Origin of the sequence: Streptosporangium sandarakinum (genome assembly GCF_050942225.1) — a bacterium.
GTDB classification, from domain to species: domain Bacteria; phylum Actinomycetota; class Actinomycetes; order Streptosporangiales; family Streptosporangiaceae; genus Streptosporangium; species Streptosporangium nondiastaticum.
Map to the genome: position 1 here is coordinate 8,050,367 of NZ_CP192034.1, position 17,893 is coordinate 8,068,259.

The window sequence follows — 17,893 nt, forward strand, 5'->3', positions numbered from 1 at the left end:
GCGCCCCGGAGTTCGCCGTCACCTCACGGTCGCCACTGGAGATCCAGGGGGTCAGCCGCCGAGGAGCGGCAGGTCGAGCCGGTTCAGGCGGTCGGGGTCGGACAGCACGTCGATGGCGGCGATCCGCCCGCCGGTGACGGTGAACGCCATGACGGCCAGCGGCCGCCCGTTCGCGGCGACGACCACCCCGGCGGTCCCGTTGACCAGCGCGGGCCGTACGAACGGGGAGAACCGTCTGAAGGTGACCGCCTGCCCGGCCACGGTCCGCGCGCCGCGGAACGTGACGGTGTGGCGGGCGCGCGCCGTACCGCCGTCGGACCGCAGCACGACCTCCGGGTCCAGCACGGCGACGAGCGCGTCGAAGTCGCCGTCGCGGGCGGCGGCGAAGAACGCGTCGACCACGCCGCGCTGCCGGGCGAGGTCGGGGTCGGGCACCGGGGCCTGCCCGCGCACCCGGCGGCGCGCCCGGCTCGCGAGCTGCCGCGCCGCGGCCGGGGACCGCTCGATCACCGGGGCGATCTCCTCGAACGGCACGGCGAACATGTCGTGCAGCACGAACGCGAGCCGCTCGGCCGGTGACAGCGTTTCAAGCACCACCAGCAGCGCCAGCCCGACCGAGTCGGTCAGCACCGCCTCGCGCTCGGGGTCGGTCCCGGACTCCGGGCTGACGATCGGATCGGGCATGTACGCCTCGAAGGGGTCCTCGCGCCGCTGCTCGCGCGAGCGCAGCACGTTCAGGCACACCCGCGCCACCACGGTGGTCAGCCACCCGCCGAGGTTCTCCACGCCGTCGGCGCCGTCGCGGTCGAGGCGCAGCCACGCCTCCTGGACCGCGTCGTCGGCCTCGCTCACCGAACCGAGCATCCGGTAGGCCACCCCCCGCAACCTGGCCCGATGTTCCTCGAAACGCTCGGCCAGCAGGCTGCGCTCGTCCACCGTGTCACATTCCTTCCTCGCGGCGTGTCACAACAGTAGACCCCCGAAAACGGGTCGAAACGACCGGGAGATCACCTCCCGGACCGGACGAACGTGGAGAGATCATGACGTCACCCATCCTGGTCACCGGCGGCACCGGCACCCTCGGACGCCTCGTCGTGCCGCTCCTGCGGAACGCCGGCCGCGACGTGCGGGTACTGAGCCGCCGCGACCACGAGCCCACGGACGGCATCGAGTACGTGGGCGGCGACGTGAGCACCGGTGAGGGACTCGACGCGGCGCTGAAGGGGGTCGAGACCATCGTGCACTGCGCCGGGAGCGCCAAGGGCGACGAGGTCAAGGCCCGGAACCTGGCTCGGGCGGCGGCCGGGGCCGGCGCCGGGCACCTCGTGTACATCTCGGTCGTCGGCGCCGACCGGGTCCCGGTCGTCAGCGGCGTGGACCGCGCCATGTTCGGCTACTTCGCCGCCAAGCGGGAGGCCGAGCGCGTCGTGGCCGGGTCCGGCGTGCCGTGGACCACCCTGCGCGCCACCCAGTTCCACGACTGGATCCTGACGACGCTGGGGCAGATGGCCAAGCTGCCGGTGATGCCGCTGTGGGCCGGCGCCCGGTTCCAGCCGGTCGACGCGGGCGAGGTGGCGGACCGGCTGGTGGAACTGGCGCTGGGCGAGCCGGCCGGCCTCGTGCCCGACATCGCCGGCCCACGCGTGTACGGCATGGCCGAACTGGCCCGCGACTACCTGCGGGCCACCGGCAAGCGCCGGCTGATCATGCAGGTCAGGACCCCCGGGAAGGCCGCGGCCGCCTATCGGGAGGGCGCCAACCTCGCCCTCGACCGGGCCGTCGGCCGCCGCACCTGGGAGGAGTTCCTGGCGGAGCGGGCGGGCCGGGCCCGGTGACGTCCGGCCGCCTCCGAGGCTGCGGGCCCTCGCGGACGGCCGGAATTCCGCCGGATGGACCTGCCGGACGGGCCGCCCGCCTACCGCGGCGGGCCCTTGGCGCTGCTGGACCGGCCGACACGCGCGGCGATCGGGGAGCTGGACGGGATCATCGACACCCGGGCGGCGACCGCGGCGTGGGAGGCCGCGGCCGGGCCCTGTCCATCGCGCTCATCGCGCTGCCGTACTACCGGGACACGAACCCGGCGTTCGCGGCACTCGCCCGGCACACGATCGGCGAGGTCCTCACCGACCACGAACACGCGCGGTCCTAGTGTCGGCCCGGGGGGGTCACCGGGTCGGCGTGCAGGGAGCCGCCGCCGCCCGGACGGCGCTGATCGCCTCCGGTCGGCACCGGACCGTTCATCCGTTGCCGGGTCGGTCCGCCGCCAGGTGTGCGCGTACCGCGTGGTCGTAGCGGGCCCGGTCGACGTTCCACGCCTCGGTGTGCTCGCCCCGCGCGAACTCTTCGAAGGTGATGTTCCAGCCCAGTCGCCGGCCCGTGGCCACCAGGCCGCGGGCCTCCTCGATCGGATGATCGGTGTCCGGAGTGGTGTGGATCAACAGCAGCGGCGGCCTGACCTTCGGCGGGTGGCGGATGAGACTGAGCCGGTCCACCTCCACGCCGGTCCTCCACCGGACGACCTGGTTCGACAGCGAGGCGACGAACGCGGGCAGGTGGTGGTTCCACGCACCCTGCTCGGCCGTCATCCGTACGTCGATCATCGGCGCGTCCATGATCACTTTGTTGACCAGACCGGCCAGTTCGGACCTGGCCAGAAGCTGCCCGATGATCTGTCCGCCCATCGACGTTCCGTACAGCACGAACCGCCTGGCCCCCAGCCGCCGCGCCTCGCGCAGTGCGGCCTCCAGGTCACGCCACTCCGAGTCGCCCAGGTGGAGCAGCCCGTCGGGGGAGGCCGGCGCGCCTTCGTCGTTGCGGTAGCTGATGTCCAGGAAAGGCAGTCCGAGGTCGTGCACCACCGGAAGGACCTTGAGTTCGGCCTTGCGCCGCCCGTTCTGCCCGTGCACGGCCACGAACCACGTGGTGCCTCTGCCGGGTACGTACCAGGCGGGGGCGGGTCCCAGCTCGGTCGGGATCATGATCTCGGAGAAGTCGATGCCCCAGGCCACTTTGGGATCACCCGGTGGGACATTGCCGAAGTATCCCGGTGTCCCCTGAGAGGGAATGGACCCGCGCAGCACCTGACGCGTGACCTTTCCCGGCGACCGCGTCACGATGCCGCCCAGCATGGTGTACGCGCCCGTCCATCCCAGCCAATAGGTGCCGGGTTTGATCGTCTCGTGCGTTTCGGTCAGTGTGACCGTTCCATCCCCCACGGCGAGTACGCGGGTGTTGCTCTCGCCGTAGTGAACGACCTTCACGCCGGCTTCGCTGCCGAACCAGGCACCGAAAGCGACCGCGCCCACCACCAGCACCAGCACGATGACCAGGGCCTTCCTGAGCACTGAGGCCATTGACAACCCTCCGTACGTCCCGTTCGCACAGCTCTCTGAAGACGAGCTCGCCCGGCCCGGCGTGCCTTCCGATTCCGCGACGCCTACGTATACAACGTACACAAGAAGGTTAACGGCGTATACCTTTTGAGATCACATGCTCCGGATCGTGGATCGCCGTGCCGGCGCTCCGCTTACGCGGTCCGGATGCCGGCCCGCTTCCATCGCCGGAACCCCGGCTGTCCGCCCGGCCGGACTCCCGATTTTGTCGGTGACGCCTGCGAGGGTCTCCCCATGCCGACGTCAGACCTCGCACCCATCGCCGCCTTCTGGGACACCGTGGCGGACGCCTTCGACGACGAAGCCGACCACGGCCTCCGGGATCGGCAGGTGCGTGCCGCGTGGACGCGACGACTCGCCGAATGGCTTCCCGGCGACCCCGCCGATGTCCTGGATCTGGGCTGCGGCACCGGTTCGCTGACCCTGCTGCTCGCCGAACTCGGGCACCGTCCCACCGGGGTCGACCTGTCACCCCGGATGATCGAGCAGGCCGGGCGCAAGCTGTCCGCGGCGGGCTTCGACGTGCCCTTCATGGTCGGCGACGCGGGCAATCCGCCCGTCGCCGCCTACGACACCTTCGATGTGATCCTCGTCCGGCACCTCGTCTGGACGCTTCCCGACCCGCGGGAGGCCCTCGACCGCTGGCTCGGCCTGCTCAGCCCCGGGGGGCGGCTCATCCTCGTGGAGGGCCGCTGGAACGCCCCGGGCGGCGAAGACCCCTACGTGCCCGACTCCCCGCCGCTGCCCTGGCTCGGCGGCGTCCCCGCCGCGCGGCTGATCGAGACGCTGGAGCAGCGGGCCCGCATCGTCCACGTCGAGCAGCTCACCGATCCGGCGCTGTGGGGCAAGCCGATCGACGACGAGAGGTATGTCGTGATCGCCCGCCCGGAGTTCGCCGGATAGGGCCGCCGGCGAAAGACGGTGTTGTCGTACGTGGCCGCCGATGTCTCACGCCGATCGGGAAGAGACCCGTCTCTCCGCCTCCGCCACGGGCGAGAGACCGGGACCGGCCGCTGTCTATGAGGCGTCGTGGACGACCAGGGCCAGCTGGACGCGGTTGTCCAGGCCCGCCTTGGTGAGAACGCGGGAGATGTAGCCCTTGACCGTTCCCACGCTCATGTGCAGCTCACCGGCGATGACGGCATTGGTCTTGCCCTGCCCGACCGCGAGCGCCACCTCCCGCTCGCGGTCGCTGAGCGCCGACAGCACCCGCCGGGCGTCGGCCCGCCGCCGGTCCTCCTCCTCGGGCAGCAGATGGGCGATCAGCCGCCGGGTGACGCTCGGCGACAGGCTGGGCTCGCCTGCGGCGACGCGCCGGATCGCCTCGACGATCCCCTCGGGCGGCGTGTCCTTCAGCAGGAACCCGCCGGCTCCCGCGCGCAGCGCCCGGAAGACGTACTCGTCGGCGTCGAACGTGGTCAGGATGATGACCTCCGGCGCGTTCTGACGAGCACGCAACCTGCGGGTCGCGTCGATGCCATCGATGCCGGCCATCCGGATGTCCATCAGCACCACGTCGGGGGAGTACTCACCGACCGCGGCCTGGACCTGCGCGCCGTCGGCCACCGCACCCACCACCTGGAGGGCGGGCGTGCCCCTGAGCATCAGCGTCAGCCCGGCGCGGACGAGCGCGTCGTCGTCGACGATGAGCACCCGGATCGCGGCGGACGCGCTCCCGGGCCCACCGAGGGACGCACTCGCCACCTCACCCGCGGACGCACTCGCGGACCTGCTCGCGGGCGGACCCGCGGCCCCACTCGCGGGCGGACCCGTGGACCCGCTCGCCGGCTCACTCACGGGGCCGCTCACGTGGCCGTTCACGTGGCCATGGTAACCGCGCCGCCAGCCGGAACCCACCGCCGTCGGTGCGTCCCCGCTCCAGGCGCCCGCCCGCCAGCGAGACCCGTTCCTCCAGCCCGGTCAGCCCGGCCCCGGCTCCGGTCGTGGCCAGCCCCTCCGCCTCCCGCCCGGCGGGCGGCGGGTTGCGCACCTCGACCGTCAGCTCGCCGCCGGCCGCACCGGAGACCACGACGGTGACGGGCCGGCCGGGCGCGTGCTTGCGCGCGTTGGTCAGCCCCTCCTGTACGACGCGGTACGCGGTGCGCCGGGTCGTCTCCGGCAGGTCGGCGAAGCGTACGTCGTGCTCGTGCAGCTCGATGCGCATCCCGGCCCGCCGCGACTCATCCACCAGCGGCGCGAGCCCGGTCAGCGGAAGCTCGGCCGACGGGCTCTCGCGCAGCACGGAGATGACCGCGCGCAGCTCCTGCAGTGCCTGGTGGGCGCTGGCCCGGATCACCCCGGCCGCATCCGCGACCTCGTCCGGCCTGGCGCCGGCGTTGAACTCCAGCGCCCCGGCGTGCACCGCCAGCAGCGACAGCCGGTGGGCGAGCACATCGTGCATCTCGCGGGCGATGCCGAGACGTTCGGCACGCCGGGCCTCCTCCGCGCGCAACCGCTGGTCGGCCTCGGCGCGGCGGGCCCGTTCCGCCAGTGACGCCAGCAGCTCCCGCCGGGTCCTGGCCACGATGCCCCAGCCGGTGATCGCCCCGCCGAACAGCACTCCGACCAGCGCCCACACCGGGTACGGCGCCAGCCCTGGCGGCCGCCAGGCGAACCTGACCAGTGTCGCCGCCACCCACGCCATCCCCACCGCGACGGCCGCGGGCGGTCGCCGGTACAGCGCCGCGAAGAGCGTGGCGATCCCCGCGGCCACCGACGCGGCCGCGGCCGGGACGGACAGCGCGATGACGGCCAGCGGTGCGGCCACCGGCCACCGGCGGCACAGCCATATCCCCGCGCACGCCAGGACCCCACCGGCCACGTCGGCCCACAGGTACCAGCCGGGCGCCCCCGGGACCAGATCCCCCCAGACCACCGCGGCGGCCCCGGCCACGGCGAGCACGACGCCGCCGGCCCCGACCACCCGATCACGTCGCGACCGCCCCGAACCCGGCCGCCGGTCCGCCCCCGGGCCCCGGCGGCTCCCGGTCGCGCCGCCGCTCGCGGCTCCGCGGTCCCGTCCCGGGCCGTCGTCGGCTGCGGTCACGCGCTCCTGTCCCGGGCCGTCGTCACCTGCGGTTGCGCGGTCCCGTCCCGGGCCCCCGCCGTCCGCGGCTTCTCCGTGTCTTCGGGGCTCCCCGTCCCGGCGGCCCTCGTCCCGGCCCTGTGCTGCGAACACAACCGCAGAGCGTATCCGCCGGCCTTCCGCCTCGGCGACCATGAAGTCCGCCGGTCTGGTCAGGCTCCGGGTGGAGAACGGCAGGTCCTGCTCGGTCGGCTTGGACTTCGCGATCTTCTTGATCTCGCGCCGCTCGGACAGCGTGAAGGTCTTCGGGCGCCCGCCGGAGTACTTCGGATACAGCGAGTCGAAGCCGTCGGCATTGAAGTCGTGGATCACGTCCCGGACCCGGTCGGCGCCGGTGAACGTCACCTCGGCGATCTTTGTCACCGGCATGCCCTGGGCCGACAGCGGCACCATCCGCACCCGGCGCCAGGTCACCACCGACCCGGTGCCCCTGCGATGATCCGCGGCAGCCTTCCGCCCTCGTCGTCATCGATCTCAGGGACCCGCACTCGCTCTGCCATCAGCACAGCTTGCCGGGCGCGTGCCGCCGAGGTGGAATCCGGACGGTGCGTCACCTCAGCACAGCACCAGGGTCGCTGATGCGGCGCTAGCCGAGATTCAGAATCTCATCGTCCGCGTGCGCGCCGAACTCGGCGACGCGCACCTCCGCGATGTGCTCGTACCGGTTGATCCGGTCGGTCCACTCCGTGTCGACACCGAACGCCACCTGCGGGCTCGCTCTGCGCGGCGGCGGGTGGGAGGACGACGCAGCGGCTTCGTCGGCGGCGACGTCGCGGAGTTCCTCGCGGGCGCCCGGCGCCGCGCACAACGCAGCGGCGCACAAAGAACCGCAAGGACCGGCCGTGACGGCCGGATCCCCGCGGGCGGGACGAAAGGGAGGGGGAGGTTACCGGCTCACTCGGGTTTCGGTGCCCGCCAGCACGTTGCCCGGGTCGGTGGCGACCAGGACGAACGACGCCCCGGAGGGGTCGACGTACACGTTGAAGTTCGCCGAGCTGTCGCCCAGGTGGAACGACGCCTTCCCGCTGCAGTCGCTCTTGATGTTGTAGGAGAGCGTGATCGGGGTGTGGTCGTTCACCAGGGCGTCCTTCACCACGAAGGTGGCGATGCCGGTGCCGCCGCCCTTGCCGTCGAAGTAGTCGAGGCCGCCCGTGGAGATCGGGATGCTCTCGCCGCTCGAGGGCACCGACGTGCCGTTGGCGCCGAAGATGTAGTGCCCCTTCAGCGTGGCGTTGCTGCACTGGATCGTCGACTTGCTGGGCTCGGCGGTATCGGCGTTGGTGGGACCGATGAACGTGAGGACACCCGCGGTGGCCAGGGCGCTGGCCGAGACAAGGGCGGCGATGCTCTTGCGCGGGCCGATCCTGGAGATGAGTGATCGGGACATGGGTCGCTCCACTTCTGGATGTTCGGGGGCGTGAAAGGCTCAGGCGCGCTGGAGATACTTACATCGTTCGCAAACCGATGCTTCTTCTTCTTTGCGGTCATGGTGGTTTGTTTCCGGCCGTAATAGCCGCCGCCCGGGGAAGGCGGCGGGAGGCCCGCCGAGGAGAAGGAGGGGACAATCGTGAATGGCTGGGCTGACCCCATCGCCGACCCGGCCCTGATCGACCAGGACGGTGACTCGTTCGGTGGTCACTCTTTGGACATGGCGTGGACGCATTCCTTCGGCGACTGGTTCCTGACGAGTTGTGGGAGCTGTTTCAGCGCGTGGTTCCGTTGGCGCCCACCCGACCGCAAGGCGGTGGACGGCGGCGCGCAGACGACCGGATGATCCTGGCCGCGATTGTGTACGTGGCCACCACCGGGTGCGCCTGGCGACAGCTCCCGCCGGTCTTCGGCGCCTCCTTGTAGACGGTGAACCGTCGTTTCGCCGAGTGGAGCGCCACCCGGGTGTGGGCCAGGCTGTATCGGATCATTTTGGACGAGCTGGGCGCGCGCGGAGAATTGGACTGGTCGCGATGCGCGATTGACTCGGTCAGCGTGCGTGCCATGAAAGGGAGAGCTGACCGGCCCGAATCCTGTCGATCGCGGCAAGGCCGGGTCGAAAATCCACCTCATCACCGAGCGGACCGGTCTGCCGATCTCTGTCGCAATCAGCGCGGCCAACACCCATGACAGTCGCCGGCTGCCGACGCCTTCACCGGCGCCACGAACGCCGCGCTGACCACTTCGCGTCCTTCGTTGCCATCGCCGCTGCCCTTATTCGCTACCGCCGCGTGACCGAATGAGTCACGGTCTGAGCAACCAAGGTCGCCGCCGCCGCACCCGCCATGGCAACCAAAGTCACAGCCGGGAAGCGACCGAAGAGGTCACGGACCGGTCTGGCGGCAGCAGCGCGCCGCACCCGCCGCGGGAGACCGTGGGCGCATGGTCACCTCACGAGCACGCGGCCGGTGGGCCGCGCTCCTGCTGGCCGGGCTCACCCCGGTCGTCGCCGAGCTCACGCTAGGCAATCCGCCTCTCCGCCAGGCGTGGCTGCTCCTGCTGTGGATGCCGATCTACGGCGCCGGCACCGTACTGATCCGCGAACTGGTACGCCGTACCGGCCGGGGCTGGCCCGCCGTCCTGCTGCTCGGGGCGGCGTACGGGATCGTGGAGGAAGGGCTGGCGTTGCAGGCGCTCACCAGTCCGACCATCTACGGCGTGGCCGACTGGGCGCCCAGGATCCTCGGCCTCAACAGCGCCTACACCGAACTGAACATCCCCTACCACGCGGTCTTCAGCGTGGCGCTGCCGATCCTGCTGGTGGATCTCCTCTTTTCGGATCTTCGTCATCGGCCCTATCTGGGGCGGACCGGGCTGGTCGTGGCGGGGGTGGTGTTCGTGCTGGGCGCCCTGCTGCTGCGGTGGACGACGGCCTTCATCGACCCCGGCCACCAGGCGCCACCGGCGGCACTGGCGGCATTCGTGCTGGCGATCGCGGCGCTCGCGGTACTCGCGCTGCGGTTCGTCCCCCGCCATCCGGGCCTGCCGACCGCTGCGTCCCGGACGGTCCCCGCACCGCAGTCCGCCGCGTCCCGGACGGTTCCCACGCCGCCGAGCGCAGCGCCCGGGGCGGTTCCCGTGCCATCGGTCGTCGCGTCCCGGGTGGTTCCCACGCCGCCGGTCGTCGCGTGCCTGGCCGGGGTGGTGGCGTTCGGATATCTCGCGTTGCTGTTCCCCTTCGGCGGCGCCCGGCACCCGGCCTTCACCCAGGGCGGCTGGGTGGTGGTCCCGATGGTGGCGGCGGCGCTCCTGGCGGTGGCGGCGGGGATGCTGCTGCGCCGGTGGACGGCGCACGGCGGATGGCACGACCGGCACAGCCTGGCACTGGCCGGCGGGGCGCTCGTGGCGCACACCGTGTTCGGAGTGATCGCCAACGGCGAGAACACCACCGACCGCGTGTCGCTGGCCGCGCTCGGACTCGTCATGATCGGCCTGCTGGCCCTGCTCGGCCGGCGTACGCGGTGACCACGGTGACGGCACCGAACACCCCGGATCCCGGGCGATGGACGCCTCGCGAGCCGCGACACGGCTTCGCGTCCCTGCTCTCAGCTTCCTCCGTGGGTGGACGGGGCGAAGATGCTCAGGAGTGCGCAAGGACGGCCGAGGGGCGGGTACGGCGCTGGTAGGAGCGGGTGCAGAGGGCGAGCGAGACGCCCAGGCCGGCGAAGGCGAGTCCGCCCACGTAACCGACCCAGGAGGACCAGCCTTCGGCGTCGCCGATCGTGAAGCCGACGGCGGAGGCGATCAAGGTGGCGAGACCGTAGGGGGCGAGGATCAGCGCGCCAGCCCAGCCCGGGACGAGCAGCATCCAGCGCGGCAGCCGCTCACCCCAGGGCCGGGCCAGCGCCGCCAGCAGCAACACCCCGACAAGGGCGCCCAGCACGGTGAAGTCGATCCCGTGCTGCTCCATCCACACCAGCGCCTCGGGCGCGCCGTTGGCGCGCATCCCAGCGCCGAGATCACCGGCCGGCCGACCGGCGTTCCCGCCGAACGCCCAATAGGTCTTCATCAGGATGTAGGGAGTCAGCGCAGCGATTCCGAACCACATGGCCTTGAGGGGCTTCACCGAGGTCATGCCGCTGAGCATGGCACGGCCCCGGATCCGGAACCTCCCGGGGGCCGACCGGCTCCCCGGCAAGGGAGATTGACAACGGGCGGGAGGGCCTTCAACGATTGAACCAAGATCTCGTAGTGGGAAGAACCACCAAGCAGAACGCAGTGACCGGCAAGAGGATGGAGAGTCCATCCCAGATGCCGAAGCTGAACTCAGGGTCAGGGATGACCGTTGCGACAAAGCTGATCAGCAGGAGTCCCTCAAGCAGAACCGCGACAGTCCATACCCGCGCTTTCCGAGAACTCCACTTCACCGCCACCCAGCAGATCAGCAGAGCGAGGACGATGCTGATGAAGGGTAAGCCGATCCCCATTAGTTCAAAATCATCCTGTGTGCCGAGCATGAAGAGGAGCAGAGACACCCCTCCGAGAAGAGTCAGTATCCCCTGGATCATCATGATGGACTGAGTGCTCTTCGCCGTGAGCGGCATGCGATCGACTTCGGGCGTTTCGACCATGGGGGTTCTCCAGCCAGGAAAAGGTCAGGCTTATTGCGCCCAACCCAAACAGGATGCGCCGGGGCTCCGCCACCCCCAGCCACTCACCGGATCCGTTGCCGTATTTCGCTGCTGTACGGATACGACAGAGGCCCTCACCGGATCCCGGTGAGGGCCTCTGACCTGGAGCCGCCTTCGGGATTCGAACCCGAGACCCCTTCATTACGAGTGAAGTGCTCTGGCCGACTGAGCTAAGGCGGCATGCCGTGTGGTGCACACGGCCTATGGCAGTCTACAGGCTTCCGCGACCGTTCGCTCCCCCGAGCGGCCCCGTATCCGCCCCCGTATCCGGCCCCTGCCATCCGGCTCCCCCTATCCGGTCGGCCATCTCTCCCGCCCGACCGACCGCCTCCGTGCTCAGGTCGGCCGCTCCCGTGCCTCAGGCCGGCCATTCTCCCCTGGCTTGGACCCTCGTTCGGGCCGGCCGCCGCCCCACTCAGCCGATCTTCGGGCAGTGGGTCCCGTCCCGGGGGACCTTCAGGTCGATCAGGTAGTCGTCCACCAGACGGTCGACGCAGGACGAGCCGGTCAGGTAGGCGGTGTGCCCGTCGCCGTCGAAGCCGACCAGCACACCCGAGGAGAGCTCGTCGGCCAGGGCCTTCGCCCATTCGTACGGCGTGGCCGGGTCGCGCTCGGTGCCGACGACCATGATGGGGGCGGCGCCGGGGGCGTCGGTCCGGTCCAGGGGCTTCCCCTTGACCGGCCAGTAGACGCAGGGCAGCGATCCCCACGTGGCGTACTGGCCGAACAGCGGTGCCTTCTCCGCTGCCTGGCCCGCCGCCTCGGCGAAGGCGGCGGAACCGGCCGGACCGGCGGGGTAGCGGGCGTCGACGCAGTTGATGGCCATGTTGGCCTCGGTCTGGTTGGAGTAGTCGCCGTTCTCCTTGCGGTCGATCATCAGATCGGCCATGCGCAGCAACAGGGTCCCGTCGCCCTTGAGCGCCTCGCCCAGCGCCTGGCGGAGCACCTGCCAGGCCTGCCGGTCGTAGAGGGGAGTGATCAGGCCCAGGGTGGCCCACGCCTCGCTGACCTGCCGGTCGTCGCCGATCCGGTTCGCGAGCTGATTCCGGTCGGCACGGCGCAGCAGGTCGGCGACCTCCCGCCGGGCGGACTTCACCGTGCCGGTGAACGGGCAGTCGTCGGCGGTGAGGCAGTCGGTCAGGAAGGCGTCGAGGGCGACCTCGAAGCCGTGGGCCTGGGCGGCGCTCATCGCCATCGGAGACAGCGAGGTGTCCACGGCGCCGTCCAGCACGAGGGCGCGGACCCGGGCGGGGAACAGGTCTGCGTAGACCGCGCCGAGCTGCGTGCCGTACGACTTGCCGAGGTAGGTGAGGCGGCTGTCGCCGAGGGCCGCGCGCAGGCGGTCCATGTCGCGGGCCGCGTCGGCCGTGCCGACGTGCGGCAGGAGCCGCCCCGACCTGGCCTGGCAGCCGGCCGCGAACTTCCGCGAGCCCTCCTCCAGGGCGGCCACCTCGGCCGGGGAGTCGGGGGAGGCGTCCAGGCCGACATAGGCGTCGAGGTCGCCCGACGACAGGCACCGTACGGGCGAGGACCCGCCGACCCCGCGCGGGTCGAACCCCACCACGTCGAACCGGGCGCGGACCGCGTCGCTCAGCACGGAACGCGCGCTGCGGGCGTACTCGACACCCGAGGCGCCCGGACCACCGGGGTTGATGAGGATCGAGCCGATGCGGCGGCCGGTGGCGGGGAGCCGGATCACGCTGATCTCGATGCGCTCGCCGTCCGGCTTTCCGTAGTCCAGCGGCACGGGCAGCTTCGCGCACTCGAAGCCGTCGCCGCAGTCCTTCCACGCGAGCCCGGTGTCCGGCCTGGTCACCCCGGTGCAACCGGTGGCGAGGACGGCCAGTGCCGTGAGGACCGCGACGACGGCGGTGACGGCCCGGGAGGCGGCCGGAACCTCGGAGGGCGGGTGCCCGGCACGTCTACGCACTGCTTCGTCCTCCAGACCTGGGGCCCCGGATCACCCGGCGAACCGCGCCCGCCCTCGGGGAAGGAGGGTCGCCGCGCCGCGTCCGCACCCGCCCGGACGGGCGGCGAGGACCACGCTAACCCCACCCGCCACGCCATGGAACACCCACCGGCGCATCCGGCACCGCCCCGTTTGTCGATCCATGAGGCGCTTGTTCGGCCCAAAGTAACGTTTTCCCCAGCCGCGCGGGTCACCATCGGCCGATAGCGATGAGCGTGGTACGAACATGAACCAATGCATTCTGAGTCTCATTCTTCATAACCGGCGGGACACATTCCCACTGACGCGGAACGTCCCGCCCCTCACCCATCCGGGTGACTCCGACCAGGTAGCGGCGGCGACGCGCGGGAAACCGGAAAGAATCCATGGGAAGCAGCCATTTCACACGCCCCCTCGCCGGCCCGGGCGGTTCGAGGGCCGCGGACGAGGTGGCCGCCGGACGGCCCGGCCTGGGCAGGCGACTGCGGACGCTGGCGGGCGTGGACGAGGGTGTCCTGGGCCGCATACCGCTGGAGCGGACCCGCTACGTCGGCCTCGGCGGCGTGGTCCTGGGCACGGCCGTCGTCGCCGGGATCTCGATGTGGTTCGCGCTGAGCCAGGTCCTGGGCGGCGCGCACGTCGCCATGCTCATCCCCGTCGTGGTGTGGGCGCTCATCGTGCTCAACCTCGACCGCTGGCTCGTCTCGACCGTCACCGGAACCTGGCGGGCCAGGCTGATGCTGCTGGTCCCCCGGCTGCTCGTCGCGGTGGTGCTGGGTTTCATCATCGCCGAGCCCCTGGTCCTGCGGGTCTTCGAGACCGCCGTGGTCCAGCACGTGATCAACGGCCGCGAGACCGCGCTGATCGCGGAACGCGATCGGCTGCTGGAGTGCAACTCGCGGGTGCCCGGCAGGACCTCCGGCCACCGGGACTGCACGAACGCCAGGCTGCTGACCTCGACGGCCGACGCCGACCTCAACCGGCTGAGCAGCCTGGAGCGCGACGCCGGCACGCTGCGGACGCAGGTCGCCGCCGACCGGGATCGGTACGACAGGCTGGTGGACCAGGCGACGGCCGAATGCGCCGGCGAAAGCGGTGAGGGCCTGAGCGGCAGGAGGGGCATGGGGCCGCTCTGCAGACGCCTCGACGCCGCCGCCAAGCGTTTCATGGACCGCAGCGGGCTGGGGGAGAACCAGCGGAAGCTCCAGAGGCTGGAGGGCCGGATATCGGCGCTGCGTGGCCCGCTCGCCGAGCGGCAGGCCGACTTCGAACGGCGGCTGGACGCGCGCGTCGAGGAGCGGCTGGCCGCGATGCCCGGCAAGGACGACCCCGTCGGCCTGCTGGAGCGCATGCGGGCGCTGCACGAGGTCACCGCGACGAACGTCTACCTCAGGCAGGCGACGTGGCTGCTCCGCTTCTTCCTGATCCTCGTCGACTGCCTGCCCGTCCTCGTCAAGATCATGAGCGGGATGACTGCCTACGACCGCATGGTGGACCGGACGAACCAGGCTCAGGAGATGGTCTACAACAGGCGCGTCCGGCTCGACACCGAGGCTCGCCTGGAAGAGTTGGAGCTGCGCGCGCGGCGCGGCGCGGATCGGCGCCGCCGGGAACACCGCGCGCTGGACGCCACCGCCGGCACCCGCGCCGGCCTCCTCCCCTGACCCCGCCCGTACGGCGCGGCCTCCACGACCCACGGCCACGGCCTCCCCCACGGCCCGCCGCTACGACTCCACGGCCTGCCGCTACGGTCCCACGGCCCGCCTCCACGACCCCATGACCTGCCGCTACGGTCCCACGGCCCGCCTCTGCGACCCCGCCCCCTCCCGCAGCTTCCCGTCGCCGTCGTCCCGATCCCGGTCCCGGTCCCGGGGGCGCTCTACAGCGCCGACAGGAAGTCCTTCAGGGCGGCGGTGAACTCCGCCGGGCGCTCCAGCGGCGGCAGGTGGCCGGTGTCCGGGAGGGCGACCCGGCGGGCCTGCTCGATCCCCCGTGTCACCAGGTCGGCCAGCTCCAGGATCTCCGGCCCGTCCGCGAGGCCGGTGACCATCAGGGTCGGCACCCTGACCTCATCGAGCCGGCCCTTCGCCGGGGGATTCAGCTTGCGGGAGGCGGCCGGCGGCCCCTCGGTCCAGGACCGCCGGTTCAGCAGCCGGTCCATCTCCAGCGCCGCCGCCCACACCTCGGGAGCGAGGTCGTGGCGGTCGCGATCCGGCCCGGCCACCAGGAACTCCGTCTCCGCCGCCGAGTACGCCTCCAGCTCCGCCTCGTCGAGGGATTCGGCCTTCCCCTGGCGGTACCACCGGAGCCGGTCCACCCCGATCACGTCGTGCACCCGCTCCCGGTACCGCGCGAGCATCGACGCCGGCCACTCGTGACCGGACACGGCGGGGGCGACCAGGACGAGCCCGGTCACCCGCTCGGGCGCGGAGAGCACGGTGTCCAGGGCGATCCCGCCGCCGGCCGAGCCGCCGACCAGCGCGGCCCGCTCCACGCCCAGCGCGTCGAGCAACGCGAGCAGGTCGTCATGGTGGGAGAAGTCACCGGTCGCGGCGTCGGTCTCGCCGTACCCCCGCCAGTCGTAGCGGATCACCCGGTGGGTCTCCGCCAGCGCCCGGAACTGGTGGTCCCACATGCGCCGGTCGGCGCAGCCGGCGTGCACCAGCACGACCGCCGGGCCGTCGCCGGCCTCGTCGTATCCGAACTCGGCCCCGTTGATCCGGATCCTCGTCATGCCCGGGACCGTACCGATCCCTCCTTCGCGCCGCCCAGCCCTCTTCGCCGAGGGCGGAGCACCCCGGCCCCGGTGTGAGGCCCGGCGACCTCCGGGCCTCACGCCGGGCCCGGGACCGTCCGGCGTGAGGCCCAAGGGCCGACCTCCCGGTCCCGGCTCAGCGGAACGCGCCTCAGGCGGGAAGGGGCTTGCGGGCCTCGATGAGGAAGCGGGTCGCGTACGCGACGAAGGGCCCCTCGTCCTGTATGCGGTCGTGGAGCTCCCGGAGTTCGGCGCGGTAACGGCCGACGGAGAAGCCGGGGACGATCCAGATCACCTTCCGGAGGAAGTAGACCACCGCGCCGACGTCGTGGAAGACGGTGAGCAGCCGCTCAGGCCGGAGGTCGAGCACCTCCAGGCCGGCGCCCTCGGCGGCGGCCCGGGTCAGCTCGGGATCGCGGGCGGTGTCACGGGGCTGCGGCCCCAGGAAGAACTCCGTCAGCTCCACGACGCTCCGCGGGCCGACCTGCTGGGAGAAGTACGTCCCGCCGGGCCGGAGCACCCGGGCGATCTCCTCCCACCAGGTGGTCACCGGGTGGCGGCTCGTCACCAGGTCGAAGGCGCCGTCCCGGAACGGGAGCCTCGGCTCGTCGTCGTCGGCGACGACCGCGACCCCGCGCGGGCGCAGCCTCGCGGCGGCACGGGCGATGTTCGGCGGCCAGGACTCGGTGGCGACCGTCACGGCGGGAAGCCGCGGAACGCCCGCGAGCACCTCACCGCCGCCGGTCTGGACGTCCAGTGCGGCGTGGGCGCGCGCCATGCGCCCGGCCATCAGCCGCGAGTATCCCCAGGAGGGCCGTTCCTCGGTCGCCCGGCCGTCCAGCCAGGAGAAGTCCCAGCCGTCGACCGAGACCGACTCGGCCTCCGCCACCAGATCGTCGAACGACCGCTTCGCCGCCTCCGCAACCATGATTCGAGGCTGACAGCCCTCCGGGTGGATCGTCCAACGGATTTCCCCCGTGTCGGAACACACACCGGCCCGCCGTCATCGCGCGGGCGCCGTCCACCCCGGTCTCGCGGCTCAGCCGGCCTCCGCTCCGGCACCGGCCCCGACCTCCTGCCGCACCCACCCCGGCCTCCGGAGTCCGTCTAACCTCCGGAGGTGGTCTCCGGCGCCGTGCCGTACATCGCGTCGTGCTGTTTGCGGGGTGAGCAGACCGAGGCCGACGGGCAGGCGCAGCGGCGGCCGCCCTCGTCCAGCCGTACCGTCACCGAGTCGGAGGGGACGTTGCGCCCGACGACGGTGCCCGGCCCCTCGGGGGTGTCCACCTTCGCCCCGACCCGGGGCATCGTGCGGTTGGCCTCCATGTAGAGGGGGTGCTCGTACTTCAGGCAGCACATCAGCCGCCCGCACGCCCCCGCGATCCGCATCGGGTTGACCGGGAGGTTCTGGTCCTTGGCCATCCGCACCGAGACGGGCTCGAAGTCCTTCAGGAAGGTCGCGCAGCACAGGTCGCGGCCGCACGGGCCGATGCCGCCCTGCAGGCGGGCCTCGTCACGCGGGCCGATCTGCCGCAGCTCGACCCGGGCGCGCAGGTTTCGGGCGAGGTCGCGGACGAGGGCGCGGAAGTCGACGCGGTGCGGGGCGGAGAAGTAGACGGTGTAGACGTTGTCGGCGTCGAGGTAGTCGACGCCGACGACCTTCATCGGCAGGGTGTGCCGCTTGATGAGCCGTTTGGAGACGCTTCTGGCCTCGGCGCGCCGCCGCCTGTTGCTCTCGTCGCGTGTCAGGTGCTCCTCGCCGGCGATGCCCGCGCACACCGGCAGGTCACCGATCTCCTCGCTGGTCCACTGCGGAGCCCACACGCACTCGGCCACCTCGGGTCCGGCGTCGGTCGGCACGAGCACCTTGTCGCCGACCTTGGGGCTGTGCTCGCCGGGGTCGAGGTAGTAAAGACGGCCGTAGCGGGTGAAGCTCACCGCCATGATCATGCTCATAAGGCTCCAAACTGCAGGGGGTACGGCTGGCGCCCTCCACGCCACCCTACGCGCCGGACCGCCGTCGCGGACCCCCCGGATCTCCCCGCGACCGGCTGCCGCAGGGCCCTCTCGCACCCTCCACAACCGATCACCTCG

General features: G+C 71.8%; 17 protein-coding genes, 1 tRNA gene and 1 pseudogene. 7 read left to right on the forward strand and 12 right to left on the reverse strand.

Annotation, left to right across the window (positions count from 1 at the left end):
• Window positions 1-51: 51 nt before the first annotated feature.
• Window positions 52-936 carry an RNA polymerase sigma factor SigJ gene (gene sigJ, locus ACQP10_RS36940; RefSeq protein ID WP_433540581.1) on the reverse strand — a complete coding sequence of 295 codons (885 nt, stop codon included), beginning with the start codon at window positions 934-936 and terminating at the stop codon, window positions 52-54.
• A 104-nt stretch (window positions 937-1,040) separates the two neighbouring features.
• Between sigJ and ACQP10_RS36945 the strand changes: the two genes are divergently transcribed.
• Both ACQP10_RS36945 and ACQP10_RS36950 read left to right on the forward strand, forming a co-directional pair.
• Window positions 1,041-1,835: an SDR family oxidoreductase gene (locus tag ACQP10_RS36945; protein ID WP_346018420.1), complete on the forward strand. Its 795-nt coding sequence runs from the start codon at window positions 1,041-1,043 to the stop codon at window positions 1,833-1,835.
• Between the two features lie 176 nt (window positions 1,836-2,011).
• The gene (locus ACQP10_RS36950; RefSeq protein WP_433540582.1) at window positions 2,012-2,149 is read left to right on the forward strand and encodes a hypothetical protein; all 138 of its coding nucleotides are present in this window, start codon (window positions 2,012-2,014) and stop codon (window positions 2,147-2,149) included.
• Between the two features lie 88 nt (window positions 2,150-2,237).
• On the opposite strand, the gene ACQP10_RS36955 is transcribed toward ACQP10_RS36950, so the two are convergent.
• Complete coding sequence (locus ACQP10_RS36955; RefSeq protein WP_346018418.1) at window positions 2,238-3,353, reverse strand: alpha/beta hydrolase family protein; 1,116 nt, start codon at window positions 3,351-3,353, stop codon at window positions 2,238-2,240.
• Between the two features lie 273 nt (window positions 3,354-3,626).
• Between ACQP10_RS36955 and ACQP10_RS36960 the strand changes: the two genes are divergently transcribed.
• Complete coding sequence (locus ACQP10_RS36960) at window positions 3,627-4,295, forward strand: class I SAM-dependent methyltransferase (RefSeq protein ID WP_346018417.1); 669 nt, start codon at window positions 3,627-3,629, stop codon at window positions 4,293-4,295.
• 114 nt (window positions 4,296-4,409) lie between these two features.
• Here ACQP10_RS36960 and ACQP10_RS36965 read toward each other — a convergent pair whose 3' ends face one another.
• The 3 genes from ACQP10_RS36965 to ACQP10_RS36975 all read right to left on the reverse strand — a co-directional run bounded on the left by ACQP10_RS36965 (window position 4,410) and on the right by ACQP10_RS36975 (window position 7,864).
• Complete coding sequence (locus ACQP10_RS36965) at window positions 4,410-5,096, reverse strand: response regulator transcription factor (RefSeq protein WP_399498571.1); 687 nt, start codon at window positions 5,094-5,096, stop codon at window positions 4,410-4,412.
• Between the two features lie 85 nt (window positions 5,097-5,181).
• A complete protein-coding gene (locus tag ACQP10_RS36970) occupies window positions 5,182-6,891 on the reverse strand; it encodes a histidine kinase (RefSeq protein WP_433540583.1) in 1,710 nt (569 codons plus the stop codon).
• Between the two features lie 472 nt (window positions 6,892-7,363).
• Complete coding sequence (locus ACQP10_RS36975; protein ID WP_346018414.1) at window positions 7,364-7,864, reverse strand: hypothetical protein; 501 nt, start codon at window positions 7,862-7,864, stop codon at window positions 7,364-7,366.
• Window positions 7,865-8,044: 180 nt separating this feature from the next.
• Here ACQP10_RS36975 and ACQP10_RS36980 point away from each other — a divergent pair, with 180 nt between their 5' ends.
• From ACQP10_RS36980 to ACQP10_RS36990, 3 genes and pseudogenes are all read left to right on the forward strand, one after another.
• Window positions 8,045-8,251, forward strand: coding sequence for a hypothetical protein (locus ACQP10_RS36980; RefSeq protein ID WP_399499148.1), 207 nt, complete (start codon window positions 8,045-8,047; stop codon window positions 8,249-8,251).
• Window positions 8,152-8,708, forward strand: a pseudogene (locus ACQP10_RS36985) (IS5 family transposase). Before ACQP10_RS36980 ends, ACQP10_RS36985 begins: the two are co-directional and overlap by 100 nt.
• 139 nt (window positions 8,709-8,847) lie before the next feature.
• The gene (locus ACQP10_RS36990; protein ID WP_399498573.1) at window positions 8,848-9,930 is read left to right on the forward strand and encodes a hypothetical protein; all 1,083 of its coding nucleotides are present in this window, start codon (window positions 8,848-8,850) and stop codon (window positions 9,928-9,930) included.
• Window positions 9,931-10,045: 115 nt separating this feature from the next.
• Here the strand turns inward: ACQP10_RS36990 and ACQP10_RS36995 are convergent, their stop codons facing one another.
• The 4 genes from ACQP10_RS36995 to ACQP10_RS37010 all read right to left on the reverse strand — a co-directional run bounded on the left by ACQP10_RS36995 (window position 10,046) and on the right by ACQP10_RS37010 (window position 13,026).
• Complete coding sequence (locus ACQP10_RS36995) at window positions 10,046-10,540, reverse strand: hypothetical protein (protein ID WP_390002711.1); 495 nt, start codon at window positions 10,538-10,540, stop codon at window positions 10,046-10,048.
• 91 nt (window positions 10,541-10,631) lie between these two features.
• Complete coding sequence (locus ACQP10_RS37000) at window positions 10,632-11,036, reverse strand: hypothetical protein (protein ID WP_433540584.1); 405 nt, start codon at window positions 11,034-11,036, stop codon at window positions 10,632-10,634.
• 163 nt (window positions 11,037-11,199) lie between these two features.
• A tRNA-Thr gene (locus ACQP10_RS37005) sits at window positions 11,200-11,276 on the reverse strand.
• A 235-nt stretch (window positions 11,277-11,511) separates the two neighbouring features.
• Window positions 11,512-13,026: an alpha/beta hydrolase gene (locus tag ACQP10_RS37010; protein WP_346018410.1), complete on the reverse strand. Its 1,515-nt coding sequence runs from the start codon at window positions 13,024-13,026 to the stop codon at window positions 11,512-11,514.
• Between the two features lie 404 nt (window positions 13,027-13,430).
• Between ACQP10_RS37010 and ACQP10_RS37015 the strand changes: the two genes are divergently transcribed.
• Complete coding sequence (locus tag ACQP10_RS37015; protein WP_399498576.1) at window positions 13,431-14,708, forward strand: DUF4407 domain-containing protein; 1,278 nt, start codon at window positions 13,431-13,433, stop codon at window positions 14,706-14,708.
• A 215-nt stretch (window positions 14,709-14,923) separates the two neighbouring features.
• Here the strand turns inward: ACQP10_RS37015 and ACQP10_RS37020 are convergent, their stop codons facing one another.
• The 3 genes from ACQP10_RS37020 to ACQP10_RS37030 all read right to left on the reverse strand — a co-directional run bounded on the left by ACQP10_RS37020 (window position 14,924) and on the right by ACQP10_RS37030 (window position 17,749).
• Window positions 14,924-15,778 (reverse strand): alpha/beta fold hydrolase, encoded by an 855-nt coding sequence (locus ACQP10_RS37020; protein WP_433540585.1) that lies wholly within the window; start codon window positions 15,776-15,778, stop codon window positions 14,924-14,926.
• Window positions 15,779-15,950: 172 nt separating this feature from the next.
• On the reverse strand, window positions 15,951-16,727 hold the full coding sequence (locus ACQP10_RS37025; RefSeq protein ID WP_346018407.1) for a class I SAM-dependent methyltransferase: 777 nt from the start codon (window positions 16,725-16,727) through the stop codon (window positions 15,951-15,953).
• 179 nt (window positions 16,728-16,906) lie between these two features.
• Window positions 16,907-17,749, reverse strand: coding sequence for a PSP1 domain-containing protein (locus tag ACQP10_RS37030; protein WP_386150246.1), 843 nt, complete (start codon window positions 17,747-17,749; stop codon window positions 16,907-16,909).
• Window positions 17,750-17,893 lie beyond the last annotated feature (144 nt).

What these genes read in the sequence shown, in the direction of transcription:
- ACQP10_RS36945 (WP_346018420.1), top strand. Translation starts at nt 1,041, where the DNA reads ATGACGTCACCCATCCTGGTCACCGGCGGCACCGGCACCCTCGGACGC.
- ACQP10_RS36955 (WP_346018418.1), bottom strand. Translation starts at nt 3,353, where the DNA reads ATGGCCTCAGTGCTCAGGAAGGCCCTGGTCATCGTGCTGGTGCTGGTG.
- ACQP10_RS36960 (WP_346018417.1), top strand. Translation starts at nt 3,627, where the DNA reads ATGCCGACGTCAGACCTCGCACCCATCGCCGCCTTCTGGGACACCGTG.
- ACQP10_RS36975 (WP_346018414.1), bottom strand. Translation starts at nt 7,864, where the DNA reads ATGTCCCGATCACTCATCTCCAGGATCGGCCCGCGCAAGAGCATCGCC.
- ACQP10_RS36990 (WP_399498573.1), top strand. Translation starts at nt 8,848, where the DNA reads ATGGTCACCTCACGAGCACGCGGCCGGTGGGCCGCGCTCCTGCTGGCC.
- ACQP10_RS36995 (WP_390002711.1), bottom strand. Translation starts at nt 10,540, where the DNA reads ATGACCTCGGTGAAGCCCCTCAAGGCCATGTGGTTCGGAATCGCTGCG.
- ACQP10_RS37000 (WP_433540584.1), bottom strand. Translation starts at nt 11,036, where the DNA reads ATGGTCGAAACGCCCGAAGTCGATCGCATGCCGCTCACGGCGAAGAGC.
- ACQP10_RS37015 (WP_399498576.1), top strand. Translation starts at nt 13,431, where the DNA reads ATGGGAAGCAGCCATTTCACACGCCCCCTCGCCGGCCCGGGCGGTTCG.
- ACQP10_RS37020 (WP_433540585.1), bottom strand. Translation starts at nt 15,778, where the DNA reads ATGACGAGGATCCGGATCAACGGGGCCGAGTTCGGATACGACGAGGCC.
- ACQP10_RS37025 (WP_346018407.1), bottom strand. Translation starts at nt 16,727, where the DNA reads ATGGTTGCGGAGGCGGCGAAGCGGTCGTTCGACGATCTGGTGGCGGAG.
- ACQP10_RS37030 (WP_386150246.1), bottom strand. Translation starts at nt 17,749, where the DNA reads ATGATCATGGCGGTGAGCTTCACCCGCTACGGCCGTCTTTACTACCTC.